This is a genomic window from Cellulosilyticum sp. I15G10I2 (assembly GCF_900095725.1).
Taxonomy (GTDB): domain Bacteria; phylum Bacillota; class Clostridia; order Lachnospirales; family Cellulosilyticaceae; genus FMMP01.
On sequence record NZ_FMMP01000017.1, the window covers coordinates 14,857 to 36,665 of the forward strand.

General features: G+C 35.2%; 19 protein-coding genes. All 19 read left to right on the plus strand.

Translation table 11 applies throughout. The features are described from left to right. The first annotated feature begins 68 nt into the window (after nucleotides 1–68). The 19 genes from BN3326_RS16355 (at nucleotide 69) to yiaK (ending at nucleotide 21,774) form a co-directional block, all read left to right on the plus strand. Complete coding sequence (locus BN3326_RS16355) at nucleotides 69–593, plus strand: TRAP transporter small permease (RefSeq protein ID WP_070000335.1); 525 nt, start codon at nucleotides 69–71, stop codon at nucleotides 591–593. Continuing rightward, nucleotides 593–1,885: a TRAP transporter large permease gene (locus BN3326_RS16360; RefSeq protein WP_070000336.1), complete on the plus strand. Its 1,293-nt coding sequence runs from the start codon at nucleotides 593–595 to the stop codon at nucleotides 1,883–1,885. The genes BN3326_RS16355 and BN3326_RS16360 overlap by 1 nt, the downstream gene beginning before the upstream one ends. Before the next feature lie 6 nt (nucleotides 1,886–1,891). Further along, complete coding sequence (locus tag BN3326_RS16365) at nucleotides 1,892–2,362, plus strand: YcxB family protein (protein ID WP_070000337.1); 471 nt, start codon at nucleotides 1,892–1,894, stop codon at nucleotides 2,360–2,362. Nucleotides 2,363–2,469: 107 nt separating this feature from the next. Next, nucleotides 2,470–2,796 (plus strand): cupin domain-containing protein, encoded by a 327-nt coding sequence (locus BN3326_RS16370; protein ID WP_070000338.1) that lies wholly within the window; start codon nucleotides 2,470–2,472, stop codon nucleotides 2,794–2,796. Nucleotides 2,797–3,065: 269 nt separating this feature from the next. Further along, nucleotides 3,066–3,908: a 5-dehydro-4-deoxy-D-glucuronate isomerase gene (kduI, locus tag BN3326_RS16375; RefSeq protein ID WP_070000339.1), complete on the plus strand. Its 843-nt coding sequence runs from the start codon at nucleotides 3,066–3,068 to the stop codon at nucleotides 3,906–3,908. A gap of 26 nt (nucleotides 3,909–3,934) precedes the next feature. Further along, nucleotides 3,935–4,702: a 2-dehydro-3-deoxy-D-gluconate 5-dehydrogenase KduD gene (kduD, locus tag BN3326_RS16380; protein ID WP_070000340.1), complete on the plus strand. Its 768-nt coding sequence runs from the start codon at nucleotides 3,935–3,937 to the stop codon at nucleotides 4,700–4,702. 135 nt (nucleotides 4,703–4,837) lie between these two features. Beyond that, nucleotides 4,838–5,626, plus strand: a complete 789-nt coding sequence (locus tag BN3326_RS16385; protein ID WP_070000341.1) for an IclR family transcriptional regulator — start codon at nucleotides 4,838–4,840, stop codon at nucleotides 5,624–5,626. 306 nt (nucleotides 5,627–5,932) lie between these two features. Continuing rightward, the gene (locus BN3326_RS16390; RefSeq protein WP_070000342.1) at nucleotides 5,933–8,041 is read left to right on the plus strand and encodes a putative bifunctional diguanylate cyclase/phosphodiesterase; all 2,109 of its coding nucleotides are present in this window, start codon (nucleotides 5,933–5,935) and stop codon (nucleotides 8,039–8,041) included. Nucleotides 8,042–8,249: 208 nt separating this feature from the next. Then, nucleotides 8,250–9,572: an FAD-dependent oxidoreductase gene (locus tag BN3326_RS16395; protein ID WP_070000343.1), complete on the plus strand. Its 1,323-nt coding sequence runs from the start codon at nucleotides 8,250–8,252 to the stop codon at nucleotides 9,570–9,572. Between the two features lie 120 nt (nucleotides 9,573–9,692). Continuing rightward, nucleotides 9,693–11,132, plus strand: a complete 1,440-nt coding sequence (locus BN3326_RS16400) for an ABC transporter substrate-binding protein (RefSeq protein WP_070000344.1) — start codon at nucleotides 9,693–9,695, stop codon at nucleotides 11,130–11,132. A gap of 109 nt (nucleotides 11,133–11,241) precedes the next feature. Continuing rightward, nucleotides 11,242–12,198 (plus strand): carbohydrate ABC transporter permease, encoded by a 957-nt coding sequence (locus BN3326_RS16405; protein ID WP_242876017.1) that lies wholly within the window; start codon nucleotides 11,242–11,244, stop codon nucleotides 12,196–12,198. 17 nt (nucleotides 12,199–12,215) lie between these two features. Continuing rightward, entirely contained in the window at nucleotides 12,216–13,058 is an 843-nt protein-coding gene (locus BN3326_RS16410) for a carbohydrate ABC transporter permease (protein ID WP_070000345.1), read from the plus strand. Between the two features lie 71 nt (nucleotides 13,059–13,129). After that, on the plus strand, nucleotides 13,130–14,950 hold the full coding sequence (locus BN3326_RS16415) for a cache domain-containing sensor histidine kinase (RefSeq protein WP_070000346.1): 1,821 nt from the start codon (nucleotides 13,130–13,132) through the stop codon (nucleotides 14,948–14,950). 1 nt (nucleotide 14,951) lies between these two features. After that, nucleotides 14,952–16,580 (plus strand): response regulator, encoded by a 1,629-nt coding sequence (locus tag BN3326_RS16420; RefSeq protein WP_070000347.1) that lies wholly within the window; start codon nucleotides 14,952–14,954, stop codon nucleotides 16,578–16,580. 40 nt (nucleotides 16,581–16,620) lie between these two features. Further along, nucleotides 16,621–17,625, plus strand: coding sequence for a glycoside hydrolase family 130 protein (locus BN3326_RS16425; RefSeq protein ID WP_070000348.1), 1,005 nt, complete (start codon nucleotides 16,621–16,623; stop codon nucleotides 17,623–17,625). A gap of 223 nt (nucleotides 17,626–17,848) precedes the next feature. After that, a complete protein-coding gene (locus BN3326_RS16430; protein WP_070000349.1) occupies nucleotides 17,849–18,841 on the plus strand; it encodes a LacI family DNA-binding transcriptional regulator in 993 nt (330 codons plus the stop codon). Between the two features lie 444 nt (nucleotides 18,842–19,285). Continuing rightward, a complete protein-coding gene (locus BN3326_RS16435; RefSeq protein ID WP_070000350.1) occupies nucleotides 19,286–19,756 on the plus strand; it encodes a NanQ anomerase/TabA/YiaL family protein in 471 nt (156 codons plus the stop codon). A gap of 18 nt (nucleotides 19,757–19,774) precedes the next feature. Continuing rightward, nucleotides 19,775–20,764, plus strand: a complete 990-nt coding sequence (locus BN3326_RS16440) for a Gfo/Idh/MocA family protein (protein ID WP_070000351.1) — start codon at nucleotides 19,775–19,777, stop codon at nucleotides 20,762–20,764. Nucleotides 20,765–20,766: 2 nt separating this feature from the next. Further along, nucleotides 20,767–21,774, plus strand: coding sequence for a 3-dehydro-L-gulonate 2-dehydrogenase (yiaK, locus tag BN3326_RS16445; protein WP_070000352.1), 1,008 nt, complete (start codon nucleotides 20,767–20,769; stop codon nucleotides 21,772–21,774). Nucleotides 21,775–21,809 lie beyond the last annotated feature (35 nt).

Consider the following 21,809-nt stretch of genomic DNA (forward strand, 5'->3'; position numbering starts at 1 on the left):
ATAAGATGTTTTTATAGACACAGAGGAGGATCACAACCTTTGTGTCTAAATTTTTAAGGAGGTAAGGTATGCCTAACATTTTTAATACAATTGACAAGATTAAACCGGCATATGATGTGACGTATAAGGTAGTTCTTTTGTTATGTAAATTACTTTTAATAGTAGATATTCTTATTACCACTATGGCAGTGGCTGGCAGGTACATTCCTTTTATCCCAGATCCAGCATGGAGTGAGGAAGTCGTTTTAACGTGTATGGCCTATATGGCAGTGCTTTCTGCAGCTCTAGCGATTAGAAGAAATGCGCATATTCGTATGACAGCATTTGATAGGTATTTACCTAAAAAATTAGTAATTGGTTTAGACATTCTTGCAGATATTGCTGTTTTTGCACTTGCGATAGTTATGATCGTAGTAGGATGGAATTATGCAGTGCTGCTTGGCTCAAGAGGCTCTTATGTAAGTATGCCAAGCATTTCTAGGTTTTGGATGTATTTTCCAGTTCCGTTGGCAGGGATAGCCATGGTTATTTTTGAAATAGAAGCTATATATAATCATATTAAAAAATTTTTTGTACAGGGAGGGGATAAATAATGAGTGTTGAGAGTATGGCAATATTAATTTTGCTTGGTAGTTTCTTCATCATGGTATTTCTAAGATTTCCTATTGCATATGCAGTAGCACTTGCATCTTTATTTTCTCTTTTGTACCAAGGACTTCCGCTTACAACCATTGCTCAGCAGATGGTAAAAGGGATTAGTTCCTTCAGTCTTATGGCGGTACCTTTCTTTATTACAATGGGTTGTCTCATGGGATTTGGTGGTATCTCTGAAAAACTGATTGCACTCGCAAATGCCTGTGTTGGCTGGATGCGTGGCGGTATGGCGATGGTTAACATCGTTGCATCATATTTCTTTGGAGGGATTTCTGGTTCAGCAGCTGCTGATACCGCATCTCTTGGTAGTATTTTAATTCCTATGATGGTAGACCAAGGCTATGATGATGACTTTTCAACGGCAGTTACGATTACTTCATCTTGCGAAGGACTTTTAGTTCCTCCGAGTCATAACATGGTTATTTATGCGACGACTGCAGGTGGTATTTCTGTAGGAAGTCTTTTCCTTGCAGGTTATATGCCAGCCGCAATACTTGCAGTAACTTTAATGATTGGTTCTTATATCATTTCTGTTAAAAGAAACTATCCAAAGGGCGAACCATTCAGCATAGTTAATTTATTAAAACAATTTGCTGTTTCTTTCTGGGCACTTGCAGCGGTTCTAATCGTTGTAGTAGGTGTAGTTGGCGGCGTTTTTACAGCGACAGAATCAGCAGCGGTTGCGGTTATTTACAGTTTGCTTGTTAGTGTATTTATTTATAAAGGCCTTGATTGGAAAGGCGTTTGGAAAGTGCTTGATGTGTGTGTGGATACACTTTCAATCGTACTTATTCTGATTGCAACTTCTAGTATTTTTGGATTTGCTTTGACACGTCTACGTGTTCCAAGTTTAGCAGCAAATGCAATTATTAATCTTACGGATAATCCAATTCTTTTGGCACTGCTCTTAAATATTATCCTCTTGATTCTTGGATGTATTATGGATATGGCGCCAATTATATTGATTGCGACTCCGATCCTGCTGCCAATCGCAACTTCAATTGGTATTGATCCTATTCAGTTTGGTATTATGGTTGTATTAAACTGTGGTATTGGTCTTTTAACACCACCGGTTGGTGCGGTACTCTTTATTGGTTCGGCAGTTGGTAAAGTATCGATGGAGCGGGTTGTAAAAGCCACATTGCCATTTTACTTATGTATGGTTATTACACTTTTACTCATTACCTTTATTCCGGGAGTTAGTTTATGGCTTCCATCGTTATTTAGGTAGAGAAATATGAAATATACGTTTACTTATCGCACAACAGCATATGACCTTTGGCAGTTATCCATGTATAGTATTTATGGTTCAATGATCGGGATATGTAATATCATATTTACTGTTGCCATGTTACTGCTAGGCATAAGGTTTTGGGAAGATGTAAACAGCTTTGTGAAGATACTTTTAATAGTCGCAGTTTGTTTATTTACGATTATTCAACCAGCAGCTATTTATATGCGAGCCAAAAAACAGGTATCTGCGGTTTCGCATGATACAGAAATAGGTTTTAATGATCATGGTATTCATGTTAAAGCCGGAACTCAAACTTCGGAGTTGAAATGGCGTATGGTAAAAGGTATCTCAAAAAAACCGGGGATGGTTGTTATACTTCTTGTGACTAAGCATGGTTTTGTACTTAAGGATAAAGTGCTAGGACGCCAAAAAGAAGATTTATATAACTACATCATTTCAAAGACCAAAAAATAAACATAATTAACTTTAGATAAAAACAAAACCGTACTTACAGCCTATGTATTTACGGTTTTGTTTTTGATATAATAATGAAAAACTTAGATGATTAAAAGGAGAATATGATGGTAATTAAAGAAAATGATGCAAAAGTAACTATTCTAAATGATCTTGTAACACGCACGTTAATGGTTCATAATGATAAACTTATGATGATTCGTTTTGATTTTAAAAAAGGTGGAATAGGAGAGCCTCATAGTCATGATATCCATGATCAAGTGGGTTATATTCTGTCAGGTAAATTTGAATTAATGTGTGGGGGAGAAACTTATGTTGTAAGTGCAGGCGATTCTTATGTGGCTAATCCTGGAGTTGTGCATGGGGTTATTGCACTAGAAGATGGGGCTATATTGGATGTATTTACGCCTATTAGGGATGAATTTATTTGCTAGTCATGTTGTAATTGTTTTTAGCCCACAATAGTCAATAAAAAAACCTCTGTAAGTTGAGGTTTTTTTTTACGCTTTTTTATATGAAGTGAGCATATTAGGTATAAGTTTAAGAAGATAGTATTTTTTTAGAGGGTAGGACCTGTGTTTATTTCACTATATGAAATTATTTAACACAAAATGAAATAATGATTGACTATATACATAGAGAGGTATATAATAAATTTATAAGAAATACAGTTTCATATAATGAAAAATAGGGGGACTTTAGTATGGATATTCGTTACGGAGCTAATCAAAAGGATGCTAAGTATTATACGACAGAAGAATTAAGAGAAGAATTTTTGGTTGAAAACTTATTTGTAGCAGGTAAGAAAAGTATGGTTTATAGCCATATTGATAGAATTATTGTTGGTGGCGTAGTGCCTACTGATCAAGTGATTGAACTTGCAGATGGTGTGGATACAATGAAAGAACTAGGAACTAATTCTTTTCTAGAAAGAAGAGAGCTCGGTATTATAAACATTGGTGCTGAGGGTAAAGTTGTAGTTGATGGGGTAGAGTACGTAGTTGGCAATAAAGATGCTTTATATGTAGGAAAAGAAACAGCTAAAGTAGAATTTATAAGTAATGATGCAGCAAATCCAGCTAAATTCTATCTTAATAGTGCACCAGCACATACTGTGTACCCAGCAAAACATGTCAGCATGAAGGATGCTAAAAAAGTTGTTCTAGGAGACCAAGCTACTGCAAATAAGAGAACCATTTTTCAATTGCTGCACCCAGATGTATTACAAAGCTGTCAGTTAATGATGGGGCTTACAATGTTAGAAGAAGGAAGTGTATGGAATACAATGCCTTCTCATACACATGAAAGAAGAATGGAAGTTTACTTATACTTTGATATAGCAGATGATTCAGTTGTATTTCATTACATGGGAGAGCCTACTGAGACCCGTCATATTGTTATGCAGAATGAACAAGCGGTTATCTCACCAAGCTGGTCTATTCACTCAGGCTGTGGTACAAAGAACTATACATTTATATGGGGAATGGTTGGAGAAAATAAAACTTTTGATGACATGGACCATATCAAAACACCAGATTTAAGATAATAGAAACTATTTAAGGAGCGATAAATATGAATAATATATTAGATAAATTTTCATTAAGTGGTAAAGTAGCTATTGTAACAGGAGCGTCTACTGGGCTTGGCCAAGGCATTGCATTAGGTCTTGCAAGTGCAGGAGCAGATATAGTAGGTGTTGACTATGTTGAAATGCCAGAAACAGAAGAAAAAGTTAAAGCGTTAGGAAAAGACTTTATTGGTATAACAGCTAACTTACTTTCAATAGAGCCGATACAAGATATTATTGATCAAGCAGTAGCGAAATTTGGTAAAGTAGATATACTTATAAATAATGCAGGGATCATCAGACGTTGTGATGCCATAGATTTTACAGAAAAAGATTGGGATGATGTTATGAACATCAATGTTAAAACAGTATTTTTCTTCTCACAGGCTGTTGCAAAACAATATATTAAACAAAACAGCGGGGGCAAAATCATTAATATAGCATCCATGTTATCTTTCCAAGGGGGAATAAGAGTGCCTTCCTATACATCAAGTAAAAGTGGTGTAATGGGTATAACAAGAGCTCTTGCAAATGAGTGGGCAAAACACAATATCAATGTTAATGCGATTGCGCCAGGTTATATGGCAACAAATAATACAACTGCTTTAAGAGCTGATGAAGATAGAAATAAGAGTATACTAGAAAGAATACCTGCTGACCGTTGGGGAACGCCAGAAGACGTATCAGCACCAGCTGTGTTTTTAGCATCAGAAGCTGCTGACTACATCAATGGCTATACTGTAGCAGTAGATGGCGGTTGGTTAGCGAGATAATTGAAAATAGAGCATATAAATATGAGGCTGACAAAACGATTTTTGTCAGCCTTGTTGTTTTAAAGTACTTCCTATATAATAATAAGTAAAATGAGAATATTAAATGAAATATATTAAAGAAAGATAGGTTATACCATGGCTAAAGGCACACTGCAAACTGTAGATCGGGCATTACAGTTATTAGAGATTATATCAGAATACCCGCAAGGATTATGTACAAAAGAACTCGAGGATTTACTTGAGCTTAATAAGATTACCGTTCATAGGCTTCTTGCAACTTTAGAAAACAGGGGCTTTTTAGAAAGAGTCGGAAGCAACTATATTATAGGACTTAAAATGGTGGAATTAAGCAGTATGAAGCTTAATAATATCGAACTTAAAACAGAAGCATCACCCTATCTCAGGCAGCTTGTTAACATTTCAAAACTCCCTGTACAGATGGCTATTCTTGATCAAACAGAGGCAATATTTATAGAAAAGATTCATACGGTTAATAGTCTTAGAATGTACTGTCAAATAGGAAAAAGAATTCCATTGTATTGTTCCGGAGTAGGTAAAGCCCTGCTTTTGCAAGAAGATGATGAAAATATTCTTGCAATACTTTCTAAGATAACTTTTGAAAAGTTTACACCTACTACTTTAGAAACACCTAAGCAAGTTTTAGATGAGATTAAAACCGCAAGAAAATGTGGCTATACCATAGATAACGAGGAACATGAAATAGGGATTTTTTGTATAGCAGCACCTATTTATGATTATAGAGGAAAGATTATAGCAGCTCTTAGTATTGCAGGAGAAAGTAAAGCCTTCGTTGAAAAGCCAACAAAGGAGTTTACAGGCTTAGTAAAACAAACAGCTATGGACATATCTGCAAGACTGGGGTATACAAATATGAGTAGACACGAAAACTTGTCGCACAGATAATATGGAAATCATAATTTGTGTAGTGGCAGGCTCTAAGTGCCTGCTTTTTTTAATTTTTATTTATTTTAATATATGACATGTCTTTTTTACAAATAAAATCAAGATATTGCATAATGTTACTGTTTTTATTGTATTTGTATACATAATTTGATAATATTTAATTAGATTCTTACAATATAAAGAAACAACAGATAGACTTGAGTTATTCATCCCTATAATGTTGTTTATCAGAATGATTTCACATCACAATCATTTCTTAAGATTAAAATGCTATAAACAATCATTTAGAGAAGGGTGGTGATACGATTGTTAAGTTTATTAGAAAATTTAAAGTCGTATTTTAGTAAACATAGGAAGCAAGATCAGGATATTAATTATTATCTAAATCCTAATTATAAAATATATCCCAACTTTGAATCGATGAGGATTGCGATTGTGTATGGCGTCTTAGGGGTACTATGGATTTTACTGTCTGATGAATTATTAAGTAGAATTGTGACAGACTTAGAACTTTACAAAAGATTAGCGCTTTATAAGGGGTGGGCCTATGTAGTTATAACTATGATACTTATTTACTTGCTGGTTTTAGAAAGGCTTACGTTGTTAAAGAGAATGCTTAGAAAAATTTATGATAATTTTGAAGAACTCAGCGCAAATAATGAAGAGCTTATAGCTTTAGAAGAAGAGTTGAGGCACCAATTTGATGAGTTAGAGGTAAACCGTAATGCTCTTAGTATCAGTGAGCAAAGATATAAGCTGGCTGTTGAAGGTGCAGATTGTGGTATTTGGGATTGGGATGTGGAAAATCATATTTATTATTTTTCACAAAGGTGGAAAACCTACTTAGGTTATGAGGCTGATGAACTGGATAATACTTTTAAAGCATGGATTGATTTAATTCATCCTGATGAAAAGAAAGATGCTCTTAATAGAGTAAGGCATTATATTAGATCTAAAGAAGATTCTTATGAAGATGTTTATCGTATGCGGTGTAAAGATGGAAGCTATAGATGGATACTAAGTAAAGGGAAAGCAATATGGAATCCAAAAGGCAGATTAATAAGAGTTGCAGGTTCTCATACAGATATTTCAGAGCAGAAGCGGGTAGAAGAAAGGCTTAATTCCTTAGTTTATTATGATGCACTAACGCAGCTTCCTAACAGACTGTCATTTGAAGAAAAAGTAACTAAGTTAATTACTAATAAAAGAAGAGCCCATAAAAAGTTTGCATTACTTTATATGGATATTGATAACTTTAAAAATATAAATGACACTTTAGGACACCTAGCTGGGGATATGCTTTTAAAACATATTGCAGATATATTAAAAGAACATATTCAAAAGCCTGATTTGGCTGCAAGATTAAGTGGTGATGAATTCGCAGTTATATTTGAGAATATTAATGACAGACAAGAAGTTATTACCAAAATCTATAAGTTGCTCAAATACCTAAGAACACCATGGCATCTTTATAATCAGCAGTTTTTTATTTCGTTTAGTATTGGAATTGCCTTGTATCCAGAGCATGGTAGTGATTTGCCGCTTCTGCTCAAGCACGCAGATATGGCTATGTACGCAGTTAAGAAAAACATGAAAGATAATTACTGTTTTTATCTGCATGAAATGGAAGAGCAAAGTTTAAAGCATATTACAATGGTTAATGAGCTTAGACAAGCTATTGATAATGAAGAATTTGTTCTTTATTATCAACCTATAATGGATCTGGCAAATGGTGATTTAATAGCTGTAGAAGCTTTAATAAGATGGATACATCCTATAAGAGGCATGATATCCCCAATGGAATTTATTCCGCTAGCTGAAGAAACTGGGCTTATTTATACCATAGGAAAGTGGGTATTAAAGACCGCTTTGATGCAAAAGAAATATTGGGAAGACCAAGGCTATCCGCCTGTTAAGATGTCAATTAATGTTTCCGGAAAGAGAGTTACCCAAGATGAGCTTATAGATGAAATAAGACAAGTACTTTCTGAAACGCAAATAAAAAGTGATGAAATTCAGATGGAAGTAACTGAAACAGCAGTGATGGAAGATATTAAGGCATCAACTAGAATTTTAAAACAAATAAAAGATATGGGGATAAAGATAGCACTTGATGATTTTGGGGCAGGGTATTCTTCGCTAACTTATTTGCAAAAACTTCCCATTGATATAGTAAAGCTTGATAGAGATTTTATTAAAAACATCTCAAGCCAAGGTCAAGGGAATGTAATTGTAGAATCTATTATCAAGCTCACCCATGAACTCGATTTGGAGATCGTAGCAGAAGGCATAGAAACTAATGAGCAGTTAGAATTCTTAAAGATAAATAAATGTGACTATGGTCAGGGATATTTGTTTAGCAGGCCAATACCAAAAGAAAAATTAGAGCAATTGTTATCAGTAAAGCAGATTTAAAATTAATATAATGTATTTTTATAGAAACAACTTAAGTTAATAGGCTCTCTTTATGATAGACAGTTAAAATTATAAAACTGCCATCATGACGGGAGCCTGTTTTTACGTCATATATCGAACAAAGATAGGTCATTATTTTTCTTTTTCGCATAAATAAAGCAAGTATAATTAGAGATATAACTTTAGTTGAGAAAAAGGAGAAGATATAATGCGATTAAACGAATTTGATTTAGTAGTAGCTGGAGGCGGGCCGGCAGGAATAGCTGCAACGATTGCTGCGGCGAGAAATGGTATACGGACGCTTCTTATAGAACAAGCTGGTTATTTAGGGGGAATGGCCACCAATGCATTAGTACCAGCCTTTTGTCCTTATACTGACGGACATAACCTGGTGATAGGGGGAATTGGGTTGGAAGTATTAGAAAAGATGAAGAAAGAAGGCTATGAAAGCCCTTTTTATGATAATAAGCCTGATCGCATAAGAGGACTTGATTGGGTACCTATTGATGCTGAGATATTAAAAAGAGTATTCGATGAGCTCGTTATAGCCAGTGGAGCTCAAGTGCTTTTTCATACTACTGTAACTGGTGCAAATTACAAAGAAGGCGTTATAGAATCTGTAGATATACATCATAAAGGCGGCAAACAGACAATAAAAGCCCATTTTTTTGCAGATTGTACAGGGGATGCAGATTTAGTAGCCCTATCTGGTGGGGCATATGAATACGGAGATGCAAATGGACTCGTTCAGGCAGGTACACTTTGTTTTAGAGTAGCTAATTTTGATAGTGACCGCTTTATGAAATATGCCAGAGAAACGGGAGAAGACGGCAACTTAAATGTGGCTTCAAAAAAAGCAAGAGACGCAGGTGAATTTCCAACTGGAGAAAAAAACGTTGCAGGCATAGCACTTCAGGCAGATGGGGTAGCAGGCTTTAATTTTGGGCATGTGTATGATTTTTATCCATTGGATGCAGTTGATTTAACACGAGCAGAGGTTGAAGCTAGGTCAAAAATACCACAAATGATGCGTTTTTTACATAAGTATGTTCCAGGCGCAGAAAAAGCAGTTCTTGTTTCTAGTGGACCGCATATAGGCCTTAGAGAATCCAGGCGTATTGTAGGAGAGTATCAGCTGACAAAAGAAGATTATGATAATCGGAGGGTGTTTGAAGATGCCATTGCACGCTATGCATATCCTATTGATAGGCATGCAGTAAGATTGGAAGAGGCAGACTATGATTCACAAAACAGCGAATATGTTATTTCTAAATATAAGCGTGGAGAATACTATACCATTCCATTTCGTTCTTTATTGCCAAAAGGAATTAAAAATCTTATAGTTGCAGGAAGAACTATTAGTACTGATCGGGCTATGATGGGGTCTGTACGGGTTATGCCAGCTTGTTTTGCAACAGGAGAAGCAGCAGGGACAGCAGCTGCACTCTGCATAAAAAATGATCAGGAGATTAGAGATTTAGACACAAAAGAACTTCAAAAGGTGTTAATAAAACAAGGGGCTATACTCTAAGCTAACATCGAATATTATACATCCCATAGTCAGATAGTGGATTTAGTAAATATGAAAATTATATTAAGATAAGAGTACAAGAAACGCATGAAGCGTTAAATGAAGAGGGGGAAGTTTTATATGAAACAATTTAAAAGATTACTTGCGCTCACAATGGGTACTGTTGTAGCCCTTACGACACTGGCAGGATGTAGTAAACCAAGTAATACAGCGGAAACAACTAAAGAAACTAAGGAAGAAGCAAAAACAGAAATAAACAGCACAGAGACAGCACCTGGTGAAAAAACAGTTATTACTGTTTGGACAAAGGACAGACATGATGCCGAGTTCCAACAAGCTAAAGTTGACGCGTATAATAAAACAAACACAGATAATATTGAAGTAGTTTATGAGATTTATTCAGACAACTATGTGCAGGCAGTAGATATGGTATTTCAAAATGGAGATGCTCCAGATATGTTTGTTTTTCAAGAACAGATGTTTACTAACTACGTCAATTCTGGTAAATATGCAGATATTACACCGTTTATGGATGAGGAGTTTAAGAAGACCTTTGGTTCAGCACTCGTTAATGGTATGAACGTCATTGATGGCAAAACTTATTATGTGCCTACAGCAGCTACAACCTGCCGCTTGTTCTATAATAAGGAGATTTTTGACAGAGTGGGTCTTACAAAAGCGCCTGAAACCCTCGAAGAGATGGTTGATGCAGCTAAACTCATTACATCAAAACTTTCAGGAGAAGGAATCTATGGTTTTGCAGCTAATATGAAGAGTCCTACTTCTGCCTTAAACCGTTCTTTAGCTTATATGACAGAAAGAGAGCTTGGAAGACGCTTAGGCTACGATTTTGCAGCAGGTCAGTATAATTTTATGGACTATACAGATATTTTAAAGGCATGGAAAGAGCTTCTTTCACCAGCAGCGGCATTCCCAGGTTGTGAATCACTGGATATTGATCCACTTAGAACTCAATTTGCTGCAGGTAAAATTGGTATGTATATTTCATTTACTCATGCTGAACCTGGAGTATATGAAAATCAATTCCCTATGGAACAAGAATGGGCATGTGCACCAATTCCTACAAGTGGTGGAAAAGTAGTGGGCAAGCAAAACTATACACCTCTTAATGGTTATCTTTTTAATGCAGAAAGTGAAAATTTAGAAGCTGCTTGGAAAGTTTATAAAGCTATTTTTGCAAATGTTGATAATTTAGTAGAATACTATGAAGCAGGACTTGGTATTTCTAGTATTCCTGCTGTTATTGAAAAAGCAAAACCTGCTGATATCTATATCAATAATCCAACTTTACTAGTAGGAGATGGCGATGCTATATGGCCTAAAACACCTCACGAAAAGAATACAGATGCTGTTATTGTTGAAGGGCAAGTCATGTATGATGTATTTGGTGAGATGTTATTAGGTGATAAAGACATTGAATCTGGATTACAAGACTTAACTGCTAGATACAATGCAGCCTTAAAAGCTGGTATTGATGAAGGTATCGGTAAAGAAATTAAAATTGATCATTTTGACCCTATGAATCCATCTAAGTCATAATAAGTTACAGGTGAACATAAAAATCCTGACATTTGATGGTCAGCATTGTCACTAAAAAAATGGAGCTTTATAGCTCCATTTTATTTTAAAAAAGAAAGGAAGGATGACTGTGAACTTACAAGCAGCAGCAAAAACAAAAACACAGATATCTCCTGTAAAAAGAAAAGAAAGGCTTATAGATAACCTCAGATCATACAGTTTGTTGCTACCAAACCTCATTTTATTTATAGCATTTTCAGTTTATCCAGTCATTTGGACATTGCGATATGTTTTTTATCGCTATGGAGGATATGGATCAGGAGTTGCTAAATTCATTGGAATGGATAATATTATACGCGTTTTTAGAGATGAGATTTATTGGAAATCAGTAGTCAATACGCTTGTTTATGCAGGGGCTAAGATTTTATTTACGATACCTCTTGCTTTTTTACTCGCCTTAATACTAAGTAAAAAAAGAAAAGGGAATGGCCTCTTACAAAGTGTAATATTTGTCCCGACTATTATGAGTGCAGCAGTTATGGGTCTTGTATTTTATTTGCTTTTTAATGTCTATAATGGACAGATTAATCAATATCTGATGCAGTGGCATATTATTAAACAGCCTATCAATTGGCTTGGCAGAGAACATGCTATGAAAACATTAGTGATTACTGCTGTATGGGGTGGAGTTGGTAATTACATGGTTTACTTTATTGCAGGCATTCAGCAGGTCTCAGAAGATGCACTTGAAAGTGCAAGGATTGACGGGGCAAATAGATTACAGGCAGTTTGGTACATTATAATTCCTATGCTAGGACCTATTCTTAAAATTATATTAATGCTGTCTATTACAGCAGCCTTTCAAGATATGAATAATGTTATGGTTCTGACAGAAGGAGGACCTACTAATTCAACGATGGTAATGGCTTTATATGGCTATCAGTATTTCTTTTCGATTTCGCCAACTACTATCATAACACCACAATATGGATATGGCGCAGCAGTAAGTGCAGTCTCAGCAGTAATCGCAGGAATTATAACAGTTAGTTATCTTTTTATATCTAAAAAGCTAGATGATATTTATTAGAAAGCGAGGTCACATGAATGTATAAAACAAAAAAAATAGGCCTCGAGCTTATAGGACTTTCATTTATAGCTATTATGGTTATATTCACGGTATATCCTATTATATACACTATTTTAGGGTCCTTTAAAACGAACAGTGAGTTAACTTTAGGTGGCAGTTTTTTTCCGAGTATATGGCATTTTAAAAACTATTATCAGGCTTTTGTACAGGCAGATTTTACAAAGTACACCCTCAATAGTGTAGTAGTTAGTTTAACAACCATGGTCGTAGGGACGGCGACTTCAGCACTAGCAGGTTTTGTTTTTGCAAGAAAAACCTTTGTTTTTAAAAAACTGATTTTAGGAATGTATATTAGCCTAATGTTCGTAGCTTTAGGGTCTGTAACACTTTACCCTATTTATAGTATGTTAGTTGTGCTAAAACTTAACAAGACTATTTTGGGATTGATTTTAGCCTTAACAGGCGGGCAAGCATCACACGTCCTTTTAGTCATGGGATTTATAAGAGCCATTCCTAAAGAATTAGATGAGGCAGCAACGATTGATGGCTGCAACGTGTATGGCATTTTCTTCAGGATTATTTTGCCACTTATTAAACCTATTTTAGCTGTTGTAGCTTTATTTGTGTTTAGGTCAGCGTGGAATGATTATATTACTACATTAGTTATGAGTATTTCTATGCCTAAGCTTAAGACACTAACTGTTGCAGTTGTTCAGCTTAAATATTCTATAAATGCAGCAGCTGAATGGCACATTATGCTAGCTGGAGCTTCCATTGCTATTATTCCAATTTTGATGGTCTACTTCTTTTGCAACAAGCAATTTATAGGAGGGCTGACTGCAGGAGCTATTAAGGGTTAAGGGTTATTATTCAAGTATAATATATGATATAATTGTGACATAGAATGGCGCAGGAACTAGAGGGGATTGTTATGAGAGAAATCATTAAAAATACAAAGTTTAGAACAAAAATAATTGTATTATGTATGTCTATTTTACTCATCAACACGACCCTTGCGGGGATGCTTTATTATAGCTATGCGACCAAGGATACGCTGAATAATTATTATAATAGTTCAGAAGATATTTTATATCAAGCGAATAACCATTTGACAGACAGAGTTCAGTCAATTACAAAGCGGGTGCATGCTCTATATAATAATTCATATTTTTATAAGTCAGTCAATAATTACTTGACCCATGCAGATTCTGCTAATTATGCAAAGGTATTAGGAGATATGGCAGATTCTATCTCTGAACTTATTCAAGGAGATCGGTATATACACTCGGTCTCTGTCTATACGCAATATAGTGAGTTTGATAATTTTACTAGAACCAGAAGGCGGGAGTTTCGGTTTAAAGAATCAGACATGTATCGCTATTTTCAAGATAATCCTAGTGAAACAATTTGTTGGTTCCCGGCTAGAGTAGACCCTGTTTTTATTGGAAATGAAGTGGTTATACCTGTCGTTTACCGTTTTAAAATAGGCAGACAGGAAGTATATTTTGTCATTAGTCTGCAGCAGTCTGAAGTCATTAAATACCTTAAAAATACTTATTCCTCTTTTGAGAAACTATTTATAGTAGATCAATATGGACGAAATGTAGCGAACTGTGGTCCAGAAGAACTAAAGATAATAGCATTTCTTGGGAGTGAAGATTTAGAGGGGCAGAAGGCTGTTTGCAAGCAAGTAGTCTACAAAGGAATAGACTATTTAGGAACCTATACACAGATGAAAGGAACGGGCTGGCAGATTTACAGTTTAAGGTCGAAGGACTCTTTAATTGGCAATCTGGAGAAACTTAGGTCTTTTATTATTATCATTCTCATTGTAAGTACGATGGTAAGTATTATGGCCATTGTTATTTTGGCTAATAGCATAACTAAGCCACTACGCCAATTTGTCAACATTATGAATAAAACGATTGGGCAAGAGTTTCATGTGCAGTTTAGGTATCCTTATAATGATGAGGTGGGCCATTTAGCAAAAAGTTTTAACTATATGGTGGGTGAAATCGATGATCTTGTTACCCAGTTAAATATCAACATTGAAGCGCTAAAAGAAGAAAAGGAAAATGTAAAAAAGGTGCAGGCACAAAAACGTAAAGCTGAGCTTAAGGCACTTCAAGCGCAGATTAATCCACATTTTCTTTATAATACTCTTAATGCGATTACTTGGCAGGCGGCTGACCAGGGAGCAACAGAAATCAGTGTTCTATCAAACTCTTTAGGTAAGTTTTTTAGAGTTAGTCTCAGTAAAGGTAAAGAAATCATTACTTTTAGAGAAGAAATAGAACATGTAAGAAGTTATTTAAATATACAAAGCATTAGATATAAATCTAAGCTCAAATATGAAATTGATATTCAGGAAGAAATGTTGGATATGCCTATTATTAAACTGGTGTTACAGCCTTTAGTGGAAAATGCTATTTATCATGGGATTAAGCTTAAGAAGACGACGGGTTTTATTAAGATTTATGGAATTTGTCTCATACAGGATAGTGGCAAAAAGGTCCTCAATCTCTGCATAGAAGATGATGGTGAAGGTATTGGTGAAGAAAAGCTTGAAGTTTTAAATGCAAGTCTACGGCTTGGGGTGACTAATTCCAATGAAGGATACGGTATTTATAATGTAAACGAACGTATTAAATTATACTATGGAGAGGAATATGGTCTTATATTAGAAAGTGAGAAAGGGTGCTGGACGAAGGCAACAATTATGATTCCAATGCATGTAACGGAGGAGGAGTAGGATGTATCGTGTAATCATTGCGGATGATGAGGAATATGTAAGAGAGCTTTTGCCAAAATGGATTAATAAAGCAGATATTGGCATGGAGGTCGTAGGAACAGCTGAAAATGGGGAGCAGGCCCTTGATTTAGTGGAAACATTAAGCCCAGACATTCTGATTACGGATATATGTATGCCGCTCGTTGGCGGGTTAGATTTAATTAAAGCTATTCAGGAAGCCGATAATTCAATTAAGACAGTGATTATCAGTGGATATGATGATTTTACGTATGCAAAGACTGCCTTAGGGTTAGGCGTAACAGATTACTTATTAAAACCTTTTCTGCCAGATGAACTCTATAAAGTGCTGGACAAAATAAAAGAAGAATTAAGTCATAAGGAAATCCTTTTAAATAATATGCAGGATATGCAAAGTCAGCTGGAAGATAATTTGATGTATATTCAGGAGCGTTTTATTAAGGGTATTATCGAGAATCCTTCGGAACAAATAAATGTTATTGAAGAAGCAAAGAAAATTAGAATTGATCTTCAGGCGAAATTTTATTGTGTGGGAGTTGTAAGGATACAATCTAATCTTGGTAATGAACGATGGAACTTTAAAAATCAGAAGATGGTAGAGGACTTTCTTATTATCATCAAAGACGGTTATTTTGAAAACAGTCTCAGGCACTATGCTGTAAGCTTCAAAGATAGTCAGCTAACCATTATATTTTGCGGCAGTCACCCAAGTCAGCAGGAGTTTTATGATAGTATTGCAAGGGGGATTGAAAAGATTAATCAGAGCTTAAAAAAATACTATGATATGCGTTTGATTTGTGCCTTGGGAAAAGTGTATTTTAATTGGGAGGAGATTGCATCTTCGTATCAACAAGCTTTTGAACTTTTAAAAGGAACTTTAAACCATGAAGGCTGTATCATTTCTTGGTCAGATGCCGGGCAGGTTTACGCGAAAAAAGAAACTAGAGTTTATAAAAAACCAGAACAATTAGAAAAAGAACTTATTTTAAATATTAAGATGGCTTATAAAGATAAGGCTATTGAATGCTTAGGGACTATTTTGAACTATTACGAAAGCTTAAATGGAGGTGCTTCTGAATTTATAAATATTTCTCTAATGGAACTGATATTTTCCATTTCAAGTATGTTGGAGGAAGCAGATAAAAACTTGCATATTTGGGAAGATGAACCGATGAAAAGTTATTTGGCGAATGATATCTCTTCTAGAAGTTTATTAGATGCAAAAATTGTACTGGAGAAGTATATTGGTGTATGCTGTGAGAAATTTTGCAGTATAGCAGAAAGTCAGGGAGATAAAATTATCTATAAGGTAAAGGTTTTAATAGAGCATAATCTGGCAAATGAAGAGTTTAATCTGGAGTCAGCCTCATCACAACTATTTTTTAGTCCCCATTATATCAGACAATTATTTAAGCAAAAGACAGGTGAAGGCTTTATGGAATATTTAATCAGAAGAAGAATGGAAATAGCTGCTAAACTGTTAAAAGACCCTCAATATAAAATTTTAGATGTTGCGCTTAGCACAGGCTATAGCAATCAAAGGTATTTTGCGAGTTGTTTTAAAAAGTATTATGGGTGTACGCCTACTGAGTACAGGAGTCAGGAAAGTTAAACAGTTGACAGCGATACATATTTAGGGAGGATAAGAGATTATGGGAAAAATGTTTCCAGAATTAAAGTCAAGTGGAGTGATTAAGCGTTATAACGGGGGGGATCCTATTTTAAGTAAAGGTGATATGCCTTTTGAGGCGGATTGTATATTTAATGCTGGAGTTATCAAATATCAAGGGAAATACATCATGGCATTTCGTAATGATTATGATTACAATGAAGAAAAGCAAAACTTCAGAAAGTGTATGATTGGGCTTGCCTACAGTGAAGACGGAAAAAAATGGGATGTACAAGAAGAACCTTTTTTAACAGCGGCAGATTTAAATGATCCGGAGATAACAAGAATATATGATCCGCGTTTAACAGTTATAGAGGATAAGTGTTATTTATGTTTTGCAGTAGATACAAAGCATGGTATACGTGGAGGAATAGCTGTTACAGAAGATTTTAAAACAATCGAGATTTTATCAATGACAGCCCCCGATAATCGTAACATGGTTTTATTTTCTGAGAAGATTAACGGCAGATATGTAAGGCTAGAAAGACCTTTTACGGTTTACTCAAGAGGAGGAATAGATCGTTTTGATACTTGGATGTCTTTTTCTGAGGACCTTCGTTATTGGGGAGATTCAAAACTATTACTTGCAGTAGAAGATATTCCGTTTGCCAATGATAAAATAGGGCCGGGTGCACCGCCTATTAAGACAGAAGCGGGGTGGCTGACTTTATTCCATACGGTAGATATAGACAGAATGCGTGGTAAGAATGGATGGGAAGATTGTTGGCAAAAACGTTATTGTGCAGGGGTTATGCTGCTGGATTTAGAAGATCCATCAAAAATTATTGGGATGTCTCGTGAACCTTTACTGGCTCCAGAAACGAAGTGGGAAGCGGATGAAGGCTTCCGTACAAATGTTATCTTCCCAGGAGGTATGATTTTAGAAGATAACGGTGAAGTAAAGATTTATTACGGAGCATCGGATACTGTAGAGTGTTTGGCTACAGCTACAGTAGAAGATTTACTTGCTCTTTGTAAGCCGGTTTAAACTTTTTTAGAAGGTTAACATGAAGATAAAAAGATTATTAGCTCTATTTTTAGGAATTTAATTATATGAGCTTGAGACTTTGATTATTGAAACTGGCATAGGGCTATGGTATAGATGACATTTAAGCTCCTCCATTTTAATCTGTACATCCTATAAATTAGAATGTAATATAAGTGTGGGTGTGCTATAATATTCTAAGATAACTTTAGATTGGAGAAATTAAATGACTATTTATGATATAGCAAAATTATCAGGTGTGTCCTATGCTACTGTTTCTAGAGTTATTAACAATAGAGATGGGGTTAAGAAGGAGACGAGAGAAAAAGTTCAAAAAGTATTAGATGAATATGGTTATCTACCTAATAGTTTTGCAAGGGGGCTTGTGCGAAGCGAAATGAAGATAATTGGTATTAATGTTATTGATGTAAGAAATATTCATCATATTAATACTGCCTTTTATATTGAGCAGGAGTTTGCAAGACTTGGTTATACAAGTATTATTTGCGGCTGTGGGATGGATAATACAAAACAAGAAGAATATATAAGAGTTATGGCGGAGCGAAATGTTGATGGGCTTGTACTTATAGGTTCAAGGTTTCAAAATGAAACGACTAAAAATTGCATTAAAAAGTATTTTAACGAAAAGCCAGTAGTTATCGCTAATGGCTATTTAGATCTTGATAATATATGTGGAATTGTTCTTGATGAGAGAAAAGCTGTATCAGATACAGTTAATTATCTTGTTAGTAAAGGACATAGAAACATTGCATTTGTAAACGATTATATTAGTTACAGCAGTCAGGAAAAGCAAGGTGGATTTATTGATGGAATCACCAATAATGATATTGGATTTAATGAGAAAAATATAAGACATATTAAGACGGACATGAATATCAGTGAAATAGAGACTGAAAAGTTTCTGAAGATGAATAAGGATATAACAGCTATTATTTATAGTGAGGATATTATGGCCGTTGGAGGCGTAAAAGCTTGTAATAAGCTTAGTCTTAATATCCCTAAAGACATCAGCATCGTTGGTTTTAATAACTCTATTTATTCAGATATATCTACACCTAGAATATCAAGTATTGATAATAAAATTCATGATATGGGAGAAAAATGTACCAATGCACTTTATGCTATGTTGATGGGAGAAAAAGTAGAGCCCATCATTAAACTTGTACCGGAGTTTGTAGTTAAAGAGTCTACCAATTAGGAGCCTATGTATAAACATATTTTTGAGAAATAATAGTTATTCGTATTTTAATATGAGTGAAAATAGAAACCTGACATGTAGGAAAAATGATGTTAGGTTTTTGATATTTTGCAATCAAATAGTTGGGAAATAGTAGTTGAAATGTTGTTTTATATGGCAAAATAGCTATAAATACTTAGAGTTTTATGAATTAAAGTGACAAAACAAATAAAAAGGGTTGACGTATAAATTGATTTATGATATTCTAACCATAGAAATTGTAATCGATTACGAAAGCAAAAAAACAAACTTTATTTAACAATTGTTGTAAGCAATTGATTTTTTTATGATATAATTTGTAATCGATTACGAAATAAATTTAGAACTTAATTCTAAAATTGCAGTAGGCAATTTATTTTTTAAACTATTGATTGTAATCGATTACGAAAAGATAAGGAGATTATTATGATTTATTCATCTATCCATTCCACCTTCGACATACAAAAGTATCCTAAGGTGATTAAAGACGCTGTAGAGTTTTTTAAAAAGACTGATTTTAAGGAGTTTGAAGAAGGAGAATATGAGATTGCCGGAAAGGATATATTCTTTCAAGTAAAAGACATCATGACACTGCCAGTGAGTCAGACGAGGGCAGAGATACATCGCAAATATATAGATGTACAATTTCTTTATAGAGGCAAAGAATCTATAGGTGTTGTTGATGATACGGGTTTAAATGAGGTTGATGAAGATTTTTTAGAAGAAAGAGATATTCTTTTTTATAAAAATGTACCTGATGAGACGTTTATAACGATGAATGAGGGAGACTTTTGTGTCTTTTTTCCTAGCGATGTACACAGACCAGCATGTGAAAGAAATGGCAAGTCAATGATTCGAAAAATCGTATACAAGATTCATGTTAATTTACTTCAGTAATAAGAAAAGGAGGCAGTCATGAAAAATGTTAATTGGGGAATGATAGGATGCGGGCAAGTCACTGAGGTGAAGAGCGGTCCGGGATTATACAAGTCTAATCATTCGCGCTTAGTTGGAGTTTACGATGCAAAATATGAGCAGGCTGTCGGTTATGCAAAAAGGCATGGCGTCAAAAAAGCTTATCATACAGTAGAAGAACTTTTAAGTGAGAGTGATATTGATATTGTATATATTGCTACACCACCTATTTTTCATAAACAATATGCCATAGCGTGTCTTAAGGCGGGAAAAATACCTTATGTAGAGAAACCAGTGGCTATGACCTATGAAGAATGTCTTGAGATTAAAAGCTTGTCGGAGGAACTTAACATACCGGTTTATGTAGCTTTCTATAGAAGGGGTATGGAGAAATTTATAAAAATTAAAGAGCTTCTAGATCATAAAGAAATAGGAAATGTAAGATATGTTTATGTCACTCAAATTATGAAGGTAGAAGAGAGTGAACTAGATAAAAGCAACTTGCCTTGGCGTGTTAAGCCAAACATATCAGGCGGCGGCAAGTTTTTGGATATGGGTGTGCACGTGCTTGACTGCCTGACCTTCTACTTTGGGCAGATAGAGACTATGACGGGTTTAGTAGAAAACAAAGGGGGGTATTATGAGGCAGATGATACAGTCATGGCAACCTTTAAGTTTGAAAATGGTATTGTAGGTTCTGGAACTTGGTGTTATGTTGCAGATCAGGAGATCAATGAAGTACAGATTGTTGGAGACCGGGGCAGAATAGTTTATGATGGTTTATCTGCGAAGTCGTTTAAACTTGTTAAAGATGGCAGGGAGAAGGTCTATACATTTGAGGAACCTGAACATGTGGCAATGCCTTATCAACAAGCTGTTGTCAATGAGCTCATTGGAAAAGAAAAAAGTTTTGCAAATTTTGAAGAAGCTATTAACGTAGTTAGGATGACGGATATGCTGCTCAAAGACTATTATAGAAAAGAGGACTAAAGATGTTAAGAATTAAATATGAGGACATGGTTAAGACATTTGAAACAATTCTGCTTAAAAAGGGATTTAAGCCTGAGACTGCAAGAAAAAGTGGTGAGCTTTTTGCACAGAACAGCTTAGATGGGATTTATTCTCATGGTGTTAATAGGTTCCCAAGGGTTATCTCATACATTGACAAAGGCTATATTAAAGTTGATGCTGAACCTACTGTGGAGGCATCTGTAGGCGGCTTTGAAAGATGGAATGGCAATCTTGCAATGGGTAATACAAATGCAGATAGTGCTATGAACCGTGCGATTGAACTTGCAAAAACATATGGCATTGGTATTGTAGCACTGGGAAATACAAACCACTGGATGCGCGGAGGCGCTTATGGCTGGCAGGCAGCAAATGCGGGCATGATCGGTATGTGTTGGACCAATACAATGCCAAATATGCCGGCTTGGGGCACTAAAGATAGAAATATTGGAAACAACCCATTTATAATGGCGATACCAAGAAGCAATAATGAACACGTTGTTGTGGATTGCGCCATGGCTCAATTTTCATATGGAAAAATAGAAGAGTGTAAGATTAAAGGGCAACAGTTACCTGTTGTTGGTGGATTTGATTCTAAGGGGAATGCAACCACTGACCCTGTAGAAATCGAAAAAACCTGGAGAGTCTTGCCGATAGGTTTTTGGAAGGGTTCGGGATTATCCATTGCACTTGACCTTATTGCAGCAGTTTTAACAGGCGCTAATTCAACAACAGCTATCGGAAAAAAATGTGAAGATGAGTATGGTTTATCACAAGTTTTAATAGCGATAGACCCAACACATATGAGCAGCGTTGATGTAACAGACAGTATTATTAATGAAGTCATTGAAGATATAAAAACTTCCCAAAAGTCAGATGAAAATGGAAAAATATTCTATCCTGGGGAAATGGAAATTAAAACGCGAAAAGATAATTTGGAAAATGGTATCCCTGTAGTAGAAGAAATATGGAATACAATACTTGCGATGTAGGACAGAAGTTCGTTTATGATTCTTAATTCTTAACA